This window comes from Streptomyces lothianensis (assembly GCF_047779955.1).
Lineage (GTDB): Bacteria > Actinomycetota > Actinomycetes > Streptomycetales > Streptomycetaceae > Streptomyces.
On sequence record NZ_JBLMKT010000102.1, the window covers coordinates 1 to 3,116 of the forward strand.

Annotated in this window: 1 protein-coding gene; it reads left to right on the top strand. The window is 72.3% G+C overall.

The window, feature by feature from the left end; all coding sequences use genetic code 11:
- Positions 1 to 3,116, top strand: a 3,116-nt coding sequence (locus ACLF6P_RS29740) for an SDR family NAD(P)-dependent oxidoreductase (RefSeq protein WP_415954523.1), incomplete at both ends; no start/stop codon positions are given.

Here is a 3,116-nt window from a genome sequence, read left to right on the forward strand (position 1 = left end):
CCATGGCCCAGGACACCACCACCGCTGACGCGGACGCGGTGTTCGTCCCGGCGCTGCGCAAGAACCGCCCCGAGACGGACGCGGTCATCACGGCCCTCGCCGAGCTCCACGCTCACGGCACCCGGGTCGACTGGACGACGTACTACGCGGGCACCGGCGCCCGGCGTGTCGGTCTGCCCACCTACGCTTTCCAGAGACAGCACTACTGGCTCCACGCCACCCCCACCTCGCCCAGGGCCACCGAGAGCAGCGCGGGTGACGTGGCGTTCTGGGACGCCGTCAGTGAGGGTGACCTGGAGGCTCTCTCGCGGACCCTGGACGTCGGCCCCGACGACCCGTTCACGATGGTCGTGCCGGCGCTCTCCGACTGGCGGCGTCGGCGGCAGTCCGCGGACACCCTGGACTCGTGGCGCTACCGAATCAGCTGGCAGCGCCTCTCCGGTTCCGGTTCAGGTTCCGGAGCTGGTTCCGTCGGTGCAGTGCCCGCTCTCACCGGCCTCACTCTCCTCGTCGTACCCGATCAGGCGGACGAGTCCCCGCTCGCGGCGTCCTGTCTCGCGGCGCTGGGCGGTGCCGATCGCGTCGCTGTTCTCCGCGTACCGGCCGACGTCTCCCGCGAGGATCTCGCGGACCGGCTGCGGGACATGGACGCGGTCGCGGAACCGTCGGCGTTCGTGGGACGGATCCTGTCCCTGCTCCCGCTCGACGAGCGGGACCACCCGGGCTTCCCGGGGCTTCCCGCCGGATATGCCGCGTCCGTCGCTCTCGCTCAGGCGATGGGTGACGTACGGCTCGACGTACCGGTGTGGACCGTTACGCGGGGCGCTGTCGCCGTCTGGCCGTCCGAGTCCGTCACCGGCGCCCGCCAGGCCATGTGCTGGGGGCTCGCCGACGTCGTCGCCACCGAGTTCCCGCAGCGTTGGGGCGGCGTGATCGATCTGCCCGAGGACCTGGACGAGCGCGGGCGGGAGCGCCTGCGCCATGTGCTGGCGGCCGCCGGTGCCCGTACCGGTACCCCTGCCGAGGAAGAGGATCACGTCGCGATCCGGTCCACGGGGACGTTCGCCCGCCGTCTCGTCCGTGCTCCGCTGGTGACGGCACGGGCGCGGCGTTCGTGGGCAGCCGACGGCACCGTCCTCGTGACCGGTGGTACGGGCGCGCTCGGTGCGCACGTCGCGCGCTGGCTCGCGCGCAACGGTGCCGAGCGGCTCGTCCTCACCAGCCGCCGGGGCCCCGATGCGCCGGGTGCCCCGGAACTCGCCGCGGAACTGGGGGAGATGGGTTGCCAGGTACGTATCGAGGCATGCCCGACCGAGGACCGTGCCGCCCTGGCCGCCCTCATCGCCTCGATCCCCGCCGACACCCCGCTCACCGCCGTCGTACACACTGCGGCGGCCCTCGACGACGCCCTCGTCGACGACCTCACTCCCGAGCGCCTGACCCACGCGCTGCGGGCCAAGGCCGAAGGCGCGCTCAACCTGCATGAACTCACCCGCGACCACGACCTGTCCGCGTTCGTCCTCTTCTCGTCCCTCAGCGGTACGGTCGGCGCGCCGGGGCAGGGGAACTACGCACCGGGAAACGCCTACCTCGATGCTCTCGCCCAGCAGCGCCGGGCCGCCGGTCTGCCGGCCACCTCCGTCGCCTGGGGCCGCTGGGCCGGGGCGGGCCTCGGCGAGGGCGATGCGGAGGACCGGTTCGAGCGGGTCGGCGCGCGTGCCATGGATCCCGAACTGGCCCTGGCCGGCCTGCGGCAGGCGCTGGACCACGACGAGACGTTCCTCGTCATCGCGGACATCGACTGGAGCCGCATGGTCTCCCACACCGCGACCCGCCGCCCGAACCCGCTGATCCGGGACCTGCCGGACTTCCGCGAGGACGAGCGGGCCGGCGGTGCCGCCGCCGACCGCCTCCCGGGTCTCCTGGCCGGGGACGGCAGCGACTCGGGCCGTACGTCCTCCTCCCAGGCCGCGAGGCTGCTCGCGCTGCCCCTGGCCGAGCGGTCCCGCGTGGTCCTCGACCTGGTACTCGCCGAGACCGCGACCGTGCTCGGCCACAGCGACACGAGCAGGATCCCCAAGGACCGCAGCTTCCAGGATCTCGGCTTCAACTCGATGAGCGCCGTGGACCTGCGTAACCACCTGGGGACCGCGACCGGGCTCGCCATGCCCGCCACCCTCGTCTTCGACTACCCGACCCCGGCCGCCCTCACCGCCCACCTCCTCGACCACCTCGGAGGTCAGGAGAGTCCGGAGGGGGCCACGGAGCGTGCCGTGATCAGGCACGCGGACGACGCGGACGACCCCATCGTGGTGGTCGGCATGAGCTGCCGCTTCCCCGGAGGGGTGTCGTCGCCGGAAGAGCTGTGGCAGATGCTCGTCTCCGGCAGCGACGGCATCACCGGCTTCCCCGCAGACCGTGGCTGGGACACCGCCGCGCTGTACGACCCGACGCGTGAGACGCCGAACACCTCATACGTCGACCAGGGAGGCTTCCTCCACAGCGCAGCGGACTTCGACCCGTCTCTCTTCGGGATCTCGCCGCGCGAGGCCCTGGCCATGGACCCGCAGCAGCGCCTGCTCCTCGAGTCCACCTGGGAAGTCCTCGAGCGCGCCGGCATCGACCCGCTGTCCCTCCAGGGCAGCCGTACGGGAGTGTTCGCCGGCACCAACGGCCAGGACTACGGCGACGTGGTCCAGGACGCCGACGACTCCCTCGCCGTACACGGCGTCACCGGCAACCTCGCCAGTGTCCTGTCCGGCCGGCTGTCGTATGCCTTCGGTTTTGAGGGTCCGGCGGTGACGGTCGACACGGCGTGTTCGTCGTCGCTGGTGGCCCTGCATCTGGCGGGCCAGGCGCTGCGCACGGGTGAGTGCGACATGGCGCTCGTGGGTGGTGTGACGGTGATGTCGACACCGGCGGGTTTCGTGGAGTTCTCCCGGCAGGGTGGTCTCGCGGCCGACGGTCTCGTGAAGGCCTTCGGGGACGGCGCGGACGGCACCGCCTGGGGCGAGGGTGTCGGGATGCTGCTGGTGGAGCGGCTGTCGGACGCCCGCCGTAGCGGCCATGAGGTGCTGGCGGTGGTGCGGGGTTCGGCGATCAACCAGGACGGCGCG